Consider the following 17,369-nt stretch of genomic DNA (forward strand, 5'->3'; position numbering starts at 1 on the left):
AAGTTCCAAAAACCAGAAAGCAATCCAATCAGGAGGAAGAGTCACTGTCATGGAAGATCTTATTTACAGGGAACACACCGCGCTTCACTATGCCAAAGAGGCATGCGACACGTTGATGAAAAAATTTGCACCGGAGGATCTGCCGCCCAAGGGCAGGTTCCATTACCATCAGGGAGTGTTTCTCTCTGGCATGCAGCATACCTATGACATATGCGGGGAAGAGAAATATTACAGGTACATAAAGGCCTGGGTGGATTCCATCATCTATGAGGACGGAAGCATCCATAGCTTTGACAAAGGGCAGCTCGACGATATTCAGCCGGGCATACTGCTCTATGATCTGTATAAAAAATCCGGCGATGAGCGCTATAAAAAGGCGCTGTTTACGCTGCTGCCGATCATCCGGGATTTCCCGAAGAATGAGGAAGGCGGTTTCTGGCACAAGGAGAGCTGCCGCCAGCAGATGTGGCTGGACGGACTGTACATGGCCGGTCCGATCTCTACCAGGTTTGCAGCAGAGTTTGATCAGCCGGAGTATTTTGATATCGCCGCATTCCAGGCGCTTCTGATGGAGAAGAAAACAAAGGATCCCAAAACCGGTCTGCTCTACCATGCATGGGACTGCGACCGCGTGATGCCCTGGGCGGATAAGGAGACCGGCCTGTCGGCGGAATTCTGGGGCAGATCCATCGGCTGGGTTCCGGTAGCGATACTGGATGAACTGGATGATCTGCCGCAAGACCATAAGGACCGCAAAGAGCTGATCCGGATGGTGACAGATCTTTTGACTGCGCTCATCCCCTATCAGGATCCGAAGACCGGGCTGTGGTATCAGGTTGTGGACAAAGGCGGCCAGGATGGAAACTGGCTGGAATCTTCCTGCACCTGCCTGTTTACGGAAGCGATCTGCAAGGCTGTCAGGAAGGGACTGCTGGATGAGAAATACCTGGAGGCAGCCCGGAAGGGATATGAGGGCATCATTGACAGGCTGCGCTATAACGAAAACGGAGTGATTATTGACAACATCTGTGTGGGCACCGGCGTGGGCGATTATAAGCATTACTGTGACAGGCCGACCAGTGAAAATGACCTGCATGGAGCGGGTGCTTTCATTCTTATGTGTGCGGAGGTTTACCGCACTTTTCACGGACGGAAGGCATAAGAGATGAGAGCGCGCATTCTGGAATTTGTTAAGAAAGAGACGGTTCTCTGCATCGCCGCATCGCTGGCGCTGCTGTCCTGCTTTACGGCACCGCCGGACCTTAAGTATCTCGGTTATATTGATTTCAGAGTCCTGGCGCTGCTTTTTTCACTGATGCTGGTGGTAGCCGGCTTTCAGAAGCAGGGAACCTTTGAACGCATGGGACATGCGCTTCTCAAAAATATAAAGACTACCAGGCAGCTTTCCTTCTGCCTGGTATTTCTCTGCTTTTTTGCCAGCATGGCGATCACAAACGATGTGGCGCTGATCACTTTTGTGCCCTTTTCCGTCATGATACTATCGATGGCCGGCCTGGAGGAGTCGATGGTGCGCATCATCGTCCTGCAGACGATCGCCGCGAATCTGGGCAGCATGCTGACACCCATAGGCAACCCGCAGAATCTGTATCTGTTTTCCGCATATGGCATGTCCTTCGCAGAGTTTATGAGGACAACTGTGCCGGTGACGCTGGTCTCTGCACTGCTGCTTATCCTGGTAATCTGCATGTCCGGCAGTAAAGAGCTGGAGGTGGGCCTGCCGAAGAGGCGGCCGGAGGCCGAAATCGCCGAACATAACAGCGCCGGCAGATGGCTGTACCCGCTGCTGCTCGTTCTGTGCCTGGCCTGTGTGGCCAGGGTGGTACCGTATCAGGCCGCGTTGGTCATTGTTGTGCTGGCGGTGCTGCTGATTGAGCGGACGCTGTTTTTACGGGTGGACTACGGCCTGCTTCTCACATTTGTCTGTTTCTTTATTTTCATCGGAAACATGGGAAGGATGCCGGCGGTCAGCAGGCTGCTGGAACAGCTGCTGGACGGGAATGAACTGCTGGCAGGCGCAGGGGTCAGCCAGTTTATCAGCAATGTTCCGGCGGCGATCCTCCTGTCGGGCTTTACGGATAATGGGTCTGCGCTGCTTCTGGGTGTCAATATCGGCGGCCTGGGAACGCTGATCGCGTCCCTGGCCAGCCTTATTTCCTACAAATATTATGCGCGCACAGAAAATGCCAACATGAAGAAATATATGGGGGAGTTCACCGGGTGGAATCTGGCATTTCTGGCGGTGCTGATGCTGCTTGTGATCCTTTTTCCGGGAGGGTTCGGGAAAAGATCCTAAGCGGGCATAGAACCGGCTGTTAAGTGTTACTGCTAAAGCTGGGGCAGACCCAGATAGTTGAGCAGCCCCACATATATTCCGTACGCAAACTGATACTGGTCATCCCGAAGTTTCTGCGCATCCTCCGTATTGGTGATATATGCGAGTTCCACCAGTACGGCAGGCATGTCGGTGTTGCGGAGAACATAGAGCGATGAATTTACCCGCACGCCATTGTCCTTGGTTCCGACTCTTCTCACAATTTCGCTTAGGATATTCTGGGCGAGATAGTAAGAGGCGCTTTCCGTGCGGTAGACATATACCTCTGAACCGTTGATATTGGGGTTGTTGTTTGCGTTTACATGGATGCTGATAAAATAGTCGGCAGGCCATTCATTAGCCATTTCCACCCGGGTGCGCAGGCTGGATGTATTGTTGTATCCCAGCACTTCCTCCGGTGTGGTTCTGGACGTGCGCACTTCAAAACGGTCGTCGGCGGCCAGGATATCGGCCAGATATGCTCCGACAGTATAGGTGATGTCCTGTTCCCGCAGGCCGTTTCCTTCGGCGCCGGCGTTAAAGCCGCTGGGATTGTGTCCCTGATCTACGAAAATTTTAATTGCCAATTTTTATCCTATCCTTTATATTCATTTCATATTTATTTTATTCGGTAAAATGAAATAGGATACAGGATATACTGGGTGAAAGATAATGTATACAGAAATAAACAAGTCTTTTATCCGGACTATACTTGTCATATGAGACGGGATGAGTTAAAATAATGACGAAAACTAAATAACGCAAGGAAAAAAACACAGTCCCGGCCGGTAGTCCGGGCGCAGTCATGATCTGTCAGTAACCTGCCTCCTCGGTTGTCCGTTCTTTGCAGTAAAAAGCGAGGAGTGTTTTTTATGCAAAAAAGCAGACTGACGGTTTACTACAACGGTGCCCTATGGATTGGTGTTTATGAACGTATAGCAGATGGCCGATTGGCAGCATGTAAGATTACATTTGGGGCAGAACCAAAAGATTATGAGGTTTACTGCTTCCTGCAGCAAAACTGGAAAAACCTGCGGTTTAGTCCTTCGGTAGATATTGAGAAGAAGGCGGAGAGCAGGATTAATCCGAAGCGGATGCAGCGCATTGTCAAAAAACAGCTTGCGTCTAACGGAACCGGTACTAAATCCCAGCAGGCTATCAAGCTCCAGAAGGAAGAAAATAAGGTTATTCATAAGAAGAAAAGCCGTATGCAGAAAGAGGACGAAAAGCAACGTCAATTTGAACGGAAACAGCAGAAAAAGAAAGAGAAACACAGGGGCAGATGAGCTGCCCCTGTGTTTCTCTTTCTTTTTCAATTTACAATAAAGTTACTATTCACAGTTGCCGTAAATTTCCCGACATATGCTGCTTTATCGGCAGTCGTGAATAGTAACATAATAAATGTAACAGTTCAGACGGCTCATCTTCTTGACCGAAGAAACCGGTCAAGAAGCATCGGATGTCCATCCGATGTGAAAAATAGTGCAAAAACAGTCTTATGAGCAAGCTCAACGCCTGCTTTTGCACTATTTTTTCCGCCGTCTGAACTGTTACTAATAAATTGACGTCACAGAAAAAACACTTGACAAAAACAACTGTACATATTATTATAACAGTATAAAATAACTGATATAAAAAAAGTAACAGATAGAACAGAGAGGAGCAAGCACAATGACCAGCGAATTTTGTATTGCAGTCCATGCCGTTGTTTATCTGAACCATAAGAAATGTACTGTGAGCAGCGACGCACTGGCTGAGAATATCTGCACCAACCCCAGCAGAGTCCGTCAGATTATGACAAAACTGAAAAAGGCCGGGATGGTGGAGACAAAAGAAGGAATCGACGGGGGATATCTGTTCTGCGGCGACGCATCTGCGCTGACGCTGGGGGATATCTGCAGGGCTTTGTCGTTTCACTTTGTGGGCTCGGCATGGCGCAGCGGCGATCCGGATATGGACTGTCTCGTAGCTTCCGGCATGGCGGACATTATGGACCGAATCTATAAGGATCTGGAATCGGTTTGTGAGAAACATCTGGAGGATATCACGGTTCAGGATATTGACGGTTTGATTTTCAGCAAAACGAAGTGATTGAGATAAGGAGGCGTTTATGGGCTTTACAATTGAAACAAGTATTTCAGCATTGACCGTATTCCTGCAGGGAATCATCAGTTTTTTTTCACCGTGTGTGCTGCCGTTAGTTCCGCTTTATATCGGCTATCTGGCCGGAGGCACGAAAACAGTGGATGAGGACGGGACAATCCATTATAAGAAGAGCAAAGTTATGGTCAACACCCTGTTTTTTGTCATCGGAGTGAGCTTCGCGTTTTTCCTGCTTGGCTTCGGATTTTCTGCCGCGGGCAGGTTTTTCTCCGGTAACCGGGTGCTCTTTGCAAGAATCGGAGGCATTATCGTCATCCTGTTTGGCTTATTCCAAATCGGATTCTTAAATCCGGGGTTTTTAAACCGGGAGCGCAGACTGCCCCTGTCGCTGGATAAGTTCGCCATGAATCCTGTGGTAGCGCTGATTCTCGGCTTTACGTTCAGCTTTGCCTGGACGCCCTGTGTGGGGCCGGCGCTGGCAAGCGTCCTGCTTATGGCCAGTTCCGCGGCATCTTCGGCCTCAGGTTATCTGTTGATCGGCCTGTATACGCTGGGTTTTGTACTGCCGTTTCTGGCTGTGGGCATATTCACCGGAACCGTGCTGGATTTCTTTAAAAAGCATCAGAAGGTGGTGCAGTACACGGTAAAGGTTGGCGGAGCGCTGCTGATCCTGATGGGAGTTATGATGTTCACCGGATGGATGAATGGCATAACCGGCTATTTATCAAGCTTTGGCGGAAACTCCGGCAGCCCGCAGACCACCGGGGCGGCCGATACATCCGAGGAGGAAACAGAAAGCAGGCAGCAGGAAAGCACGACTGCGGCTTATGATAACAGTGGTAATGAGAGCAGCTTGGCGGAGGGGACAAAAGAACCGCCTTCGGCCGGTGAAACCCAGGAGAGCACGGAAGAGACGGAACCGGCCGCCATACCGGCGCCTGATTTCACCCTCACCGACCAGTACGGGGTGGAGCACACTTTATCCGACTATAAAGGAAAGACTGTCTTCCTGAACTTCTGGGCCACCTGGTGCGGCCCCTGCCAGCGGGAGATGCCGGATATACAGGCTCTGTATGAAGAAAACGGAGAGAACGCGGAGGATCTGGTCGTGCTGGGAATTGCAAATCCGAAAAATGATGAGAATCCCCGCAATCAGGATGTATCGGAGGAGGAAGTTACCAAGTTTTTGGAGGACGGTGGATATACCTATCCGACTGTATATGACACCACCGGCGAGATCTTTGCCTATTATGGAATCACGGCTTTCCCGACCACCTTTATGATCGATAAAGACGGAAATGTATTCGGTTATGTATCCGGTACGCTGACGAGAGATATCATGGACGATATCATCCGTCAGACCAAAGAAGGGGTCAGGAAATAATCGGTGGACAATATCAGGTAAACTGAAATCAGGGCTGCTGCTACGGAAACTTAATCCGGGTTACTGTCTGTTCACACGCTGCCGATCAAGCAGCATATGAGAGGGCAGGGTATGGTCCTCATAGGGATCCCTTGAAGCCCGCCGGTACTTATTGCTGTGTATTTTACAGCATTAGTACCGCTGCGCGCTTCACGGAGCGAGAGCGGGTCCCAATGAGGACCATACCCTGCCCTCTCATATGCGGGAATTTTTCGGTAACTGTGAACAGTAACTAATCCGGGCGGCAGCCCTTGCTGCGTCTCCTGTTTTGCTTGACAAGCCGCTCAATCTGCGGTACAAATGTTTCTATATGACGAAAGAATGCGTTTTCCAGGTGCAGAAAGAGGATGGATATGAGTTACGACTTTACAACAATTGTGGACCGGACCGGTACCGGTTCTGAAAAATGGAATGCCATGAAAAAGCTGTGTCCGGATGTGCCGGCAGGAACAGTGCCCTTCTCCGTGGCGGATATGGAGTTTCTGCCGCCGCCCCAGCTGGTGAAGGGTCTGCAGGACTATCTGGGGAAGGCTGTGTACGGATATACATGCGCGACGGACAGCTATTATGATGCAATCATCCGCTGGATGGAGCGCAGACATGCTTTTACCGTGCAAAAGGAGTGGATTGTTCAGACAGCCGGTGTGGTGCCCGCCTTAAATCAGATGGTGGAAGCCTTTACAGAACCGGAAGACAGCGTGCTGATCCTGACGCCGGTATACCATCCGTTTTACAGCGCCATTGTCGGCAACGGCAGAGGGCTGGTGGAATCGCCGCTGGTGATAAACGGGGATACCTATGATATTGATTTTGCGGATCTGGAGCAGAAAGCTTCCCGCCCGGAAGTAAAGCTTATGATATTCTGCAGCCCGCATAATCCGATCGGAAGGGTGTGGAGTGCAGAGGAGACGGAGCGCGTCTGCCGGATCTGCATGGAAAACAAGGTGTTCTTGATCGCGGATGAGATCCATTCCGATCTGATCATGCCCGGTGTGCTGCATACCTCCGCAGGAGTATTTAAAGAGTATCTGTCTAACTGTGCCATTTGCACGGCTCCCAGCAAGACCTTTAATCTGGCTGGATTCCAGGCTTCCAATATCATTATTCCCAATGAGGAATACCGCAGAAAAATGCCGGGAAGCGGCGGCTATTTTTCGCTGAATTTCCTGTCCTATAAAGCCTGTGAAATTGTATACAATCAATGTGAGGACTGGCTGGAAGAACTGCTGGAGGTTATCGACGGCAACAGAAAAGCGGTGGAAGAGTTTATGAAAGAGCAGTTGCCCAGCGTGAAGGTTTACCGTATGCAGGGCACTTATCTGCAGTGGCTGGATTTTGGCTGCCTGGGGCTTGATACAAAGGAGCTCGAGGCATTTATGACTAGGAAAGCCCATCTGTTTTTGGATGAAGGATATCTGTTCGGTGAGGCGGGCGCCGGGTATGAGCGCTGGAATCTGGCCTGTCCAAGAGAAACGCTGCAGGAAGGGCTGAATCGGCTGGCCGCCGCCGTGCGCGCGGAGGGCTTCTGATGTTTTCCAAAAAGGATCTGACCCGCTTGATGGTGCCGTTAATTATTGAACAGATTCTGGCGGTGGCCGTCGGCATGATAGATGTGATTATGGTGGCAAAAGTAGGGGAGGCGGCAGTGTCCGGCGTCTCCCTGGTGGACAGCATCAATATATTGCTGATCCAGCTGTTTTCCGCCATGGCTACGGGCGGCGCGGTGGTGGCGGCCCAGTATATCGGATCAAAAAACATACCCCGGGCCAATCTGGCGGCCCAGCAGCTGCTTTTATTTTCCGTCAGCATATCCGTGGCGGTAACGGTATTTGCGCTTTCCACCAACGGCCCTCTGTTGAAGCTGGCCTTTGGCAGCATTGAAGAGGATGTTATGGACAACGCCAGGATTTACTTTTATCTCACTGCCCTGTCTTTTCCGTTTCTGGCCATTTACAATTCCTGCGCCGCGCTGTTTCGTGCAATGGGCAATTCCAGGATTTCTATGATGACTTCCCTGTGGATGAATGCGATCAATGTGGCGGGGAACTTCATCTGTATTTATCTGCTGGGGATGGGGGTGGAAGGCGTTGCGATCCCCACTCTGATTTCCCGCGGTGTGGCGGCGGTCATGATTTTTATGATGCTTCGCAGGCCGCAGAATGTTGTTCATCTGGAGCGCGGGACGAAGCTGCGCTTTTATCCGCAGATGATCAAGAAGATCCTGCAGATCGGTATTCCCAACGGATTGGAAAGCAGCATCTTCCAGTTCGGAAAGATCATCCTGCAGAGCCTCGTATCCACGCTTGGAACTGTGGCCCTGACCGGATTCGGGGTTGCCTCCAACCTGGTAACGCTTGAGTATCTGCCGGGAAATGCCCTGGGACTGGGACTCATCACGATAGTTGGACAGTGCGCAGGGGCCGGAGAGTACGAGCAGGCCAGGCAGTATACGAAAAAGGTCGTGAAACTGAATTACATAATCCTGGCGGTGATCTGTACGGTGCTGGCCATATTTGCAGCGCCTGTGGTGGGAATCTACCATCTGTCGGAGGCTACTTCGGCGGTGACTGTGGAGCTGTTAGTGCTTCATAGCTTCTGCATGATCATATGGCCTCTGTCCTTTACCCTGCCAAACGCCTTAAGGGCGGCAGCGGATGTGAAGTTTACGATGTGTGTCTCTGTGTTCTCCATGTGGGTGTTCAGGATCGGATGCAGCTATCTGCTGGTAAAAGGCTTCGGGATGGGTGTGAACGGGATCTGGATTGCGATGTTTGTGGACTGGGTATTCCGGGCCATTTTGTTCGTGGCCAGGTTTGTGAGCGGCCGGTGGAAAGGAAGAACTCTGGCGGAATCATGATGTCACTGTTCAAAGTATTTCATCTTGTGAATATTTCCAACTTATGCTAAACTATACACTAGATTGAATACACGATATAGGAGGGCAGTTCATGAAGTGTCCATACTGTAACGCAGAGGATACCAAAGTTATAGATTCAAGGCCCGCGGAGGAGAGCAATTCCATCCGCAGAAGGAGACAGTGCGAGTCCTGCGGCCGCCGATTTACCACCTATGAGAAGATAGAGACCATCCCGGTGATGGTGATTAAGAAAGACAATAACAGGGAACCCTATGACCGGAGCAAGATCGAGTCGGGCATACTGCGCGCCTGTCATAAAAGACCGGTATCCATTCATCAGATCAACGAGCTGGTGGATGAGATTGAGAACATAATATTCAACCGTGAGGAAAAAGAGATTAAGAGCTCTGAGATCGGTGAAATTGTGATGGACAAGCTGAAGGATCTGGAGGAAGTGGCCTATGTGCGCTTTGCCTCTGTTTACCGTGAGTTTAAGGATGTAAGCACGTTTTTGGAGGAATTGGAAAAACTAAGGAAGTAGGAACAATATGCTGCAGATGTTTTATCCGGATTTATATCTGGATTCCGCTTATGAAATACATTATGAGGAACTAAGAGCGCGGGGAGTGCGCGGACTGCTGTTTGATATTGACAATACCCTTGTGATGCACGGAGCGCCTGCGGACGATAAGGCTGTAGAACTGTTTGCAAAACTGAAAGAACTGGGCATGGAAACCTGCCTGATCTCCAATAATAAAGAGCCCAGAGTCAGGCCCTTCGCAGAGGCGGTAGGCAGCAGGTTTATTCAGGATGCCCATAAGCCGTCCGTCAAAGGATATCAGAGGGCCATGCAGCTCATGGGAACGGATGAAAAGAGCACCGTGTTTATCGGTGATCAGCTGTTTACAGATATATATGGGGCGAAGCGGGCAGGGCTGTACTGTATCCTGACAAAGCCTATTGATCCGAGGGAAGAGATACAGATCGTGTTGAAGCGCTATCTGGAGAAAATCGTGCTCTGCAGCTATAAAAAGGCATGTAAGCGAAAAAACAGTTGAAATATGTGGAATTTTATTATAAAATAAATCTAAATTCGGTATCTATGATATTTTTAAGGAGGACTATTCAGAATGGTTTCAGCAGGTGATTTTAGAAATGGCGTTACAATCGAGATTGAAGGTAACGTATATCAGATCGTCGAATTCCAGCATGTAAAACCCGGTAAGGGAGCTGCTTTCGTTAGAACGAAGTTAAAAAATATTAAAAACGGCGGTGTGGTTGAGAAGACGTTCCGCCCGACAGAGAAATTTGAAAATGCCCATATTGACAGAGCCGATATGCAGTATCTGTATGCAGACGGCGACCTGTATCACTTTATGGATGTGGAGACCTATGATCAGATCGCACTTGGACAGGATCAGATCGGCGATTCCCTGAAGTTTGTGAAAGAAAATGAGATGGTGAAAATCTGTTCTCACAGAGGTGAGGTATTCTCAGTGGAGCCTCCGTTATTTGTAGAACTGGCGATTACCGAGACCGAGCCCGGATTTAAGGGCGACACGGCTACCGGCGCTACAAAGCCCGCTACGGTGGAGACCGGCGCTACGGTTTATGTTCCTCTGTTCGTTGATCAGGGCGATGTGATTAAGATTGATACCAGATCAGGTGAGTATCTGTCCCGCGTTTAATAAGATATGTGAGACTGAGATTTTGTAGAGGCTGCCGCGAAGAGCGACGGTCTCTTTTTATTTTATAGAAGCAGTCCTATAAAAAGGCTCCGCAAGGATCGCGCTGTGACGGGAAGATATTATGTCTCTAAAGCGACCCGCCGCTGGCGGAGAATCACGCGAACGGGAATTTTTTTCATGTTTTGGCATATTGACGAAGCGCTGCTCATTGATTATGATACCAATAAAGGCAGTTATGACAGCCGAATATAAAATATGGGAGAAGTGTACGATGGAGATTATTAAAAAAATCAGCGCAAAGGCCAAAGATCTTTATGGAGAGCCTGTGCCGGCTATCGCCTTTTTAGGCGACAGCGTAACTCAAGGGTGTTTTGAGATCTATCTCGAGGAAAACGGAAACTGCAATACAGTCTTTGACCGGAAACATTCCGGCTCTTCTTATGTATCGGATATACTGGAGGTACTGTTTCCACAGGTGCCGGTATGCATTATTAATGCGGGAATCAGCGGTGACAATGCGCTGAACGGATCCCGAAGGGTGGAGCGGGATGTCCTGCGTTTTCATCCGGATCTGACGGTAGTGGGGTATGGTTTAAACGACTGCGGCGGGGATATTGAGGATTTTAAACGCGGCCTTAGGGAGATATTCCGCAAACTGAAGGAGGGGGGCAGCGAGGTTATTTATGTGACGCCCAATATGATGAATACTTCTATTAGCTGCCATATAAAGGAAACAGAGATTGCCGCGATTGCGGAGAATACAAGACGGCAGCAGGTGGAAGGCAGACTGGATGCAATCGCAGAGGAAGGGAGAAAAGCTGCCGCAGAATTCGGTATCCCCGTCTGCGACATTTATTCAAAGTGGAAACTGCTTTACAGCAACGGAGTGGATACCACCGCACTGCTCGCAAATCATATTAATCATCCATGCAGGAAGATGAACTGGCTCACTGCTTATTCACTGGTGGAAGTGATGATGCAGTAAGTTTAATTGCGGAATCAAGAAAAATGGTTGCTTCAACAGCGAATACTGATTTAGCAATTCAGCAGAAGGCTTCTGCTGAATTCAAATTGAGTTGGTCACATTATCAGGTTTTGATGAGAATTTCTGACAAGAAAATGCGAAAATTTTATGAAATTGAGGCATTTCAGGGACAATGGTCGGTACCACAGTTAAGACGGCAATATAACAGCAGTTTGTATGAGCGCCTTGCCCTTAGCAGAAATAAAGAGGAAGTTATAAAATTGGCTAATGATGGGCAGGTAATTGAAAAACCACAAGATGCTTTGAAAAATCCTTTTGTGTTAGAGTTTTTAGGAATGGAAGAAAAAGCGGTATATACAGAAAGTGATTTAGAATCCGCAGTTTGAAAAACCGACAATAGGGATTTTACTCTGTAAAGAAAAAACAGATAGTATTGTACAACTGACATTACCACAGAATGCCAATATTTATGCATCTGAATATAGTTTATATCTTCCTGATAAGGAACTTTTACAAAAGAAGCTAGATGAATGGACGCAGGAATATGAGGACAATCAGGATAAGCAATAGGCTCTTAATACCATTGACTTTCGGACAATTTTGAATTTAAGTAACAGTAACCACGAATGAAAGAGGCGCATACCATATGCTCCTCTTTCATTCGCAGTGCGCCGGCCCATAATATAAGGATAACGTTAAACAAACCTGCGACGGCAGGTAAAACAACCACATCGCGGCAGATGCGATCGGAAACAGAAAGCTGTCGGCAGGCAGTACATTAAACAGCGCCACATTGACATCACACAGCAGAAACAGGAAGAATCCGGCCGCCAGAAGCCGGGATCTGCAATCGGCCGGATTATGCAGGAAACAATACGCGGCTTCTAAGAAGTTGTACACAATACAGACTGCATATACAGCGGCGGGCAGCACGAGTGGGCGGCTTTCCGGCGGTGCGGATATCCATAGGATTAGAACCGCCGCACCGGCAGGGACTGCGCGCCTAAGCATTAGCGGAAGAAAGCGTCCGTTTTCCTGATGGATATAAAACATGTAAATAAGCTGCGCGGCCGTAAATGTGATCATTCCCTCTGTGAAACACACTGTAAACAGCAAAAGCAGATCGGAAACCGCCGTAAACAGCAGGGCGGCGGTTAGCTGCGCTTTTTCCCGATGAAAAGACGCGGATGCTCTGTTATCCGGTCTGGCCGTTGTCAGCGCTTTTAGAAGGCACAGGCAGATGCCGCAGTATTTCAGAATCCCGGATAAAGAGCTATATTGTGGCATCCACAGATCTATAGCCATAAACAGGATATAAAGGACAAGCTGAATACCGAGAAACAGTGCCGCAGGCATATTAAATCAGTCTCCCTCCCGCAGGTCACCCTGACGATAGGCGTTGAGCAGCGCTTCCAGCTCGGTGATGCTTTCCTGAATCAGTTTGCCGTTATCCGTGTCCGCCACCAGCCGGCGTGCAGGGAACTGCTGCACGATGAAGGAGTCGGAGTGGATATCGCTTTCATTGATGATCGCCGCCTCGGTGGACTCAAACGGCTTGTGCGCTACCAGCCGCAGCCCGTAGGAATTGTATACCAGCGTATAGCCGGCAATGCCGGTCTGGGACTGATAGGCCTTGGAAAAGCCGCCGTCGATGACTAAGAGTCTGCCGCCGCATTTGATCGGCGTCTCCCCATCCTTGATCCGAACCGGTATATGGCCGTTTATGATATGGGATACGCTGGGATCCAGGCCAAATTCATTAAAGATCTGATTGACAACCTCCACATTGTCCACCATGCGGTAGTAAGGATTTTTACGTTCGCGGTGGGCGGCGGGATCTTTAATCAGGTAGCGTTCCAGCGTGGTCATCTTTTCTTTGCCGAACAGGGGGGAGTACTGGCTGGTCCAGATAAACCAGATCATGTCCTGGCTGTAAGCTTTTTCTTCTCCCTCCCGCAGATAATAGGCCTTTCGCGCATAGGATTCCAGCATATCAAAGAGTGCCTTGCCTTTATAGCTCTTGCCGCGGATCGTAAAGGAGCGGAAAGAGCCGTCTTCGTTCAGCGGGACGCAACCGTGATAGAGCAGGTTGGAATTATAGACCAGGTACATGCTGCCCTTGGAAAACAGAAAACGCACATGCTGCTGAAGCTTCTCACAGTTGAGAAAACCGGAGCTTAGGCGGTCCATGACCGCCGTTTCCTGTTCAGTCAGATGGTAGGGATCGGACGGATCAACGGTGGGGAAATTGGTATCCTCCAGCCGGTAGGTGTTTCCGTCGATCAGAATCGTGCCGTTATCAAAATCGATCTTATCAAGAAGCAGCCGGTGATCCAGCTCATATTCGGGGTGGCGTTTGATCAGCTGGCCTTCCAGTTTGAACTGAATGATGGAGATGGCCTTATGCATCTTCTTGTCCAGTTCCAGATCCTGTATGTTGTAGTCTTCCTTTTCATATTTGATACCAAAGCAGGAACAGGGATCCTCCCCATAGGTCTCCATAGCAAAACGGACCAGAGGGATGAGATTGATGCCGTAGCCGTCCTCAATCGCATCCAGATTGCCGTAGCGGGCGCTGATACGGATGGCGTTGGCAATGCAGATCAGGCTGCCGCTGGCTGCCCCCATCCAGTAGATATCATGGTTCCCCCACTGGACGTCCACGGAATGGTAATTCATGAGGGTATCCATGATGATGTGGGCGCCGGGCCCGCGGTCATAGATATCACCGATCACATGCAGATGGTCCACCACCAGGCGCTGTATCAGGTTGCAGAAAGCAATCACGCAGGAGCGGGCGCTGCCGATGCGGATAATGGTGGAGATGATCTGGTTGTAATAAGCCTCCTTGTCCTGGACCTCCTCTTTTTCATGGATCAGCTCTTCAATGACATATCCAAAGTCGGAGGGCAGGGCTTTCCTTACCTTAGAACGGGTGTACTTGGAAGAGACCCGGCGGGCCACCTGAATCAGCCGGTAAAGGGTGATCTTGTACCAGTCATCCATGTTCTCTTCTTCTTTTTCTATGAGTTCCAGTTTTCTGTCCGGATAATAAATCAGTGTGGCCAGAGTTTTCTGGTCCTTCTGACTCATGGCATGTCCGAATTCTTCTTCTATTTTTCTCTTAACGGAACCGGATCCGTTTTTCAGCACATGTAAAAACTGCTCGTATTCCCCATGCAGATCGGAAACGAAATGCTCCGTCCCTTTCGGCAGGTTCAGAATCGAAGCCAGGTTGACAATTTCCGTTGACGCCTTGGCGATGGTAGGAAACTGCTTGGCCAACCGTAATAAATATTTGCTGTCATCCATTCTGCAGGCCTCCGCTGATAAAATTTTACATATGATTAGTTTACCATAGAATGGCGGGAAGGTCTACCTATGCTAAATATTTAACGAGTTTTGTGCCAGCTGCTGTTCAAGCTGCCGTGATTTTTGTAACAGTTCAGACGGCGGCCGCTTTGCGTTCATTGACAGAAAGTTTCAGCGGGCTTAGAATAAAAGAGTCAATCATGTTGTCTGTGAACCAAATCGGGAGGAGAGCAATGAAACAGCATGTCAGTATAGAAAAGGGAACAGCCAACACCGGCGCTATGGATTTTTCACGGCTTCTGGATGCCCCGGCAGGAAAGCACGGATTTGTAAAAGCGAGACAGGGGCATCTGTATTTTGAAGATGGAACCCGTGCCCGGTTTATAGGTTTTAACTTTCCTGCCAGGGCTAATATGCCGGACCGTGAGACCGCGTACAGAATCAGCAGAAGGCTGGCGAGCATGGGAGTGAATGTGGTGCGACTGCATGCGGCCGATGCACCGCCGGGGGATTCGGGCTGGAGTGCCAATCCGGAATATCCGCTGATTCAGTATGATTCCGGAAATACGCGTTCGCTGAATCCTGCCGGTCTGGAGAGATTTGATTACTGGGTTTATTGTCTGAAGGAGCAGGGAATATATCTGCATGTGGACCTGCTGGTGGGGCGGGCCTTTTTAGCAGGGGATGACCTGGATTACCCGTATCCTCTGTATGCAGTAAAATCCAGCAGCCATCTGAATGAAACTCTGATCAGCCGCCAGGAGGAGTATGCTTCCCATCTGCTTTGCCATGTCAATCCTTACACGGGCCTTGCTCTGATCCATGATCCGGCGGTGATGACCATCCAGATCGCCAATGAGGATTCCGTCTTTTTTGATGTGGAGCAAAGGCGCAATACGCCGGGAGCGGCCTGTTACCGAAAGGAGATGCAGAGAAGGTTCAATCATTTTCTGCTGGCCAAATACGGCTCGGCAAAGCATCTGAAAGAAGCCTGGACGCACAACGGGATCTGCGAGCTGGAGGAAGGCGAAGATGTAGAGGCTCTGTCCGTGCGCTGTGGGAAAATCGGGGATTACCATCAGCCTATGAGCGTGCCTCCGGGGGAGCGCGGCTCTGCCAGGTATGCGGACTTTACGGAATTCGGCATACAGATCAACCGCAGTTTTTATGGGCGCTTGATTCGGCATATCCGTTCTCTTGGGGCGAAAGTACCCATCGCGACAAGCTGTCTGCTAACCGGTGCGGCGGATATTTACTCCCATGCCGACGGGGACGTGATGGAAAACAACGCATATTTCAATCATCCGGCGCCCCGGACGGATAAGGGAGCGGTTTATGTGCAAAACCTGCGGGAGTATGTTGTTACGGATCCGCGCAGGCAGACGTATCCCGCCTTTGAGCCACGGTCTAATCTGACAGTGCAGGCCAGCTGCGGAGCCCTTGAGGGTAAGCCCTTTCTGCTTAGTGAATGGAATGAATATGGGGAGTCACCGTTTCATTCCAGCTCTTTTTTAATGACGGCAGCCTATGCCTGCTTAAATGAGTGGGACGCACTGATTGTTTACTGCTACCATACCTGTGATGATCACAGGAAGCAGAAAGCGGATGAAATCAGGAATATTATGGACTGCTGGAACGATCCTTCCCTGATCTTTCAATTTGGAGTGATGGCTTCGCTGTTTTTAAAGGCGGTGGTAAAGCCCGCTATAAACAGGTTTCATCTGGTTTATAAAAGCAGCGACCTTCTGACACAGAACCAGGATCACAGAATGCCCCACTCGGTCCTGCCTCTGCTGGGAAAACTTAGAACGGTATTTCTGGAACACGGGGAACGCTATGAGGAAAATGCAGATGTCGCTGTTTCGGCCGGATTTACCAGCGGTTTGGATCTGACAGAAGCGAAACATGCCATTGTATATGAACATTCGCCGTATCTGGATGCGTTCGGTACAAATAAAAATCCGTTGCCAATCAGAGAGCGCTATCCTGACACAAATGTAGAGGGAAGCGGGCGGACTGCCTGGCTGGGAGACCGCTATATGGTGTTTCCTGACATTGCTTCTTTGACTGAAGATTATCATTATGAGACATTTGCAGAATGGACCGGCCGCGCGCTGAAACGGTGGGGCTTAATGAGCGGAGAGTCCGGGCTTTCAGGCGCAGGTAAGATTGTGTCGGATACCGGAGAATTGGTTTTTGATCCGCAGGAGGGGACTTTTACTGTCAGGACTACCCTTTGTGAAATCTTTTCCGGCCGTATAGGTGGGAGGGAGCGGATGATAGACCTGGGCGGCAGATTTTGCCTGCATTTAAGGAATGAGAAGATGACAGTATCCCTGCTGGCGCTGGATGATCGGACTTTGGAGGAATCCGGACATATGCTGCTTGCGGCTGTAGGCAGTTCCGGCATGGATGGGACGGTTTATGATGAGCAGGAAGACGGATATACTGCTGTGAAACTGCAGGGAAAACTGTATCTGGACACGCTTGAAGGCACACTGCGGCGGCTTAGAGGCTGTAAGGGTGAAATGCACATTTGGGTCTTGGATGCTTACGGAAATCGATTAAGAGAGCTAGCTCCGGGAGATGAGGAAAACAATTCTTACACCATGTTTGAATTTACAGGGGAAGATGCCTGCGGATGTTATGAAATCACAGTGGAGTAATAA

General features: G+C 49.6%; 17 protein-coding genes. 14 read left to right on the top strand and 3 right to left on the bottom strand.

The window, feature by feature from the left end:
- Positions 1-49: 49 nt before the first annotated feature.
- Positions 50-1,162 (top strand): glycoside hydrolase family 88/105 protein, encoded by a 1,113-nt coding sequence (locus DWZ56_RS20070; protein WP_118558387.1) that lies wholly within the window; start codon positions 50-52, stop codon positions 1,160-1,162.
- Positions 1,163-1,165: 3 nt separating this feature from the next.
- Entirely contained in the window at positions 1,166-2,314 is a 1,149-nt protein-coding gene (locus DWZ56_RS20075; RefSeq protein ID WP_118558388.1) for an SLC13 family permease, read from the top strand.
- Positions 2,315-2,346: 32 nt separating this feature from the next.
- Here DWZ56_RS20075 and DWZ56_RS20080 read toward each other — a convergent pair whose 3' ends face one another.
- Positions 2,347-2,919, bottom strand: a complete 573-nt coding sequence (locus DWZ56_RS20080) for an N-acetylmuramoyl-L-alanine amidase family protein (protein WP_118558389.1) — start codon at positions 2,917-2,919, stop codon at positions 2,347-2,349.
- Positions 2,920-3,204: 285 nt separating this feature from the next.
- Between DWZ56_RS20080 and DWZ56_RS20085 the strand changes: the two genes are divergently transcribed.
- The 11 genes from DWZ56_RS20085 to DWZ56_RS23865 all read left to right on the top strand — a co-directional run bounded on the left by DWZ56_RS20085 (position 3,205) and on the right by DWZ56_RS23865 (position 11,958).
- Positions 3,205-3,618 (top strand): YjdF family protein, encoded by a 414-nt coding sequence (locus tag DWZ56_RS20085; protein ID WP_118558390.1) that lies wholly within the window; start codon positions 3,205-3,207, stop codon positions 3,616-3,618.
- Positions 3,619-4,003: 385 nt separating this feature from the next.
- Positions 4,004-4,423, top strand: coding sequence for an RrF2 family transcriptional regulator (locus DWZ56_RS20090; protein WP_118558391.1), 420 nt, complete (start codon positions 4,004-4,006; stop codon positions 4,421-4,423).
- A 19-nt stretch (positions 4,424-4,442) separates the two neighbouring features.
- Positions 4,443-5,819 (top strand): cytochrome c biogenesis protein/redoxin, encoded by a 1,377-nt coding sequence (locus tag DWZ56_RS20095; protein WP_118558392.1) that lies wholly within the window; start codon positions 4,443-4,445, stop codon positions 5,817-5,819.
- A 392-nt stretch (positions 5,820-6,211) separates the two neighbouring features.
- Complete coding sequence (locus DWZ56_RS20100) at positions 6,212-7,387, top strand: MalY/PatB family protein (protein ID WP_118558393.1); 1,176 nt, start codon at positions 6,212-6,214, stop codon at positions 7,385-7,387.
- Positions 7,387-8,715, top strand: coding sequence for an MATE family efflux transporter (locus tag DWZ56_RS20105; RefSeq protein WP_118558394.1), 1,329 nt, complete (start codon positions 7,387-7,389; stop codon positions 8,713-8,715). The genes DWZ56_RS20100 and DWZ56_RS20105 overlap by 1 nt, the downstream gene beginning before the upstream one ends.
- A 91-nt stretch (positions 8,716-8,806) precedes the next feature.
- Positions 8,807-9,256, top strand: coding sequence for a transcriptional regulator NrdR (gene nrdR, locus DWZ56_RS20110; RefSeq protein ID WP_118558395.1), 450 nt, complete (start codon positions 8,807-8,809; stop codon positions 9,254-9,256).
- 7 nt (positions 9,257-9,263) lie between these two features.
- Positions 9,264-9,773 (top strand): YqeG family HAD IIIA-type phosphatase, encoded by a 510-nt coding sequence (locus DWZ56_RS20115; RefSeq protein ID WP_118558396.1) that lies wholly within the window; start codon positions 9,264-9,266, stop codon positions 9,771-9,773.
- 72 nt (positions 9,774-9,845) lie between these two features.
- The gene (efp, locus tag DWZ56_RS20120) at positions 9,846-10,403 is read left to right on the top strand and encodes an elongation factor P (protein WP_118558397.1); all 558 of its coding nucleotides are present in this window, start codon (positions 9,846-9,848) and stop codon (positions 10,401-10,403) included.
- 271 nt (positions 10,404-10,674) lie between these two features.
- A complete protein-coding gene (locus DWZ56_RS20125; RefSeq protein ID WP_158584675.1) occupies positions 10,675-11,388 on the top strand; it encodes an SGNH/GDSL hydrolase family protein in 714 nt (237 codons plus the stop codon).
- A 23-nt stretch (positions 11,389-11,411) separates the two neighbouring features.
- Positions 11,412-11,774: a DUF1016 N-terminal domain-containing protein gene (locus DWZ56_RS23525; protein ID WP_330424927.1), complete on the top strand. Its 363-nt coding sequence runs from the start codon at positions 11,412-11,414 to the stop codon at positions 11,772-11,774.
- Positions 11,775-11,829: 55 nt separating this feature from the next.
- Complete coding sequence (locus DWZ56_RS23865) at positions 11,830-11,958, top strand: hypothetical protein (RefSeq protein ID WP_442911454.1); 129 nt, start codon at positions 11,830-11,832, stop codon at positions 11,956-11,958.
- 87 nt (positions 11,959-12,045) lie between these two features.
- On the opposite strand, the gene DWZ56_RS20135 is transcribed toward DWZ56_RS23865, so the two are convergent.
- Together DWZ56_RS20135 and DWZ56_RS20140 are read right to left on the bottom strand one after the other, a co-directional pair.
- Positions 12,046-12,744 carry a lysoplasmalogenase family protein gene (locus tag DWZ56_RS20135; RefSeq protein ID WP_118558399.1) on the bottom strand — a complete coding sequence of 233 codons (699 nt, stop codon included), beginning with the start codon at positions 12,742-12,744 and terminating at the stop codon, positions 12,046-12,048.
- Positions 12,745-12,750: 6 nt separating this feature from the next.
- A complete protein-coding gene (locus tag DWZ56_RS20140; protein ID WP_118558400.1) occupies positions 12,751-14,700 on the bottom strand; it encodes a fructose-1,6-bisphosphatase in 1,950 nt (649 codons plus the stop codon).
- 233 nt (positions 14,701-14,933) lie between these two features.
- Between DWZ56_RS20140 and DWZ56_RS20145 the strand changes: the two genes are divergently transcribed.
- The gene (locus DWZ56_RS20145) at positions 14,934-17,366 is read left to right on the top strand and encodes a hypothetical protein (RefSeq protein WP_118558401.1); all 2,433 of its coding nucleotides are present in this window, start codon (positions 14,934-14,936) and stop codon (positions 17,364-17,366) included.
- Positions 17,367-17,369: the final 3 nt, after the last annotated feature.

The organism is Lachnotalea sp. AF33-28 (assembly GCF_003477885.1).
GTDB lineage: Bacteria > Bacillota > Clostridia > Lachnospirales > Lachnospiraceae > AF33-28.